Raw genomic sequence first — 461 nt, forward strand, 5'->3', positions numbered from 1 at the left:
TCTCTCAAAGCGGCGCCGTTCCGTGGAAAGACGAAGGGGTTTACCTCCTCACCGGGGGAGCGGGCGGCATCGGACTGATTTTCGCTGAAGAAATAGTCTCCCGCGTCAAAAACGCCGTCCTCGTATTAACAGGAAGGGCGGAAGCGCTTGATGAAGACCGCTCCGCCCGCTTACGGCGCTTGGAAGCGTCGGGTGCCCGCGTATTGTATCAACCGGTTGACGTGACAGACAGGGCGGCGGTCATCGCCCTCGTCCGCGGCATACAGGAGGAGCACGGAACACTCGACGGGATCATTCACGGCGCCGGCGTGATCGCTGACAACTACATTCTGAACCAGACAGAAAATGAACGGAAGACCGTCATGGCGCCGAAAGTGAAAGGGCTTATCAATCTTGATGAAGCAGCGAAAGATGTGCGGCTGGACTTTTTCATTCTGTTTTCTTCCTTGGCGGGAGGAATG

Annotated in this window: 1 protein-coding gene; it reads left to right on the forward strand. The window is 56.8% G+C overall.

The annotated features are described in order from the left end of the window. A partial coding sequence (locus ICW23_RS18790) for an SDR family NAD(P)-dependent oxidoreductase (protein ID WP_188154922.1) occupies positions 1 to 461 on the forward strand: 461 nt, incomplete at both ends.

This window comes from Bacillus sp. 1021, from assembly GCF_014534735.1.
GTDB lineage: Bacteria > Bacillota > Bacilli > Bacillales > Bacillaceae > Bacillus > Bacillus siamensis.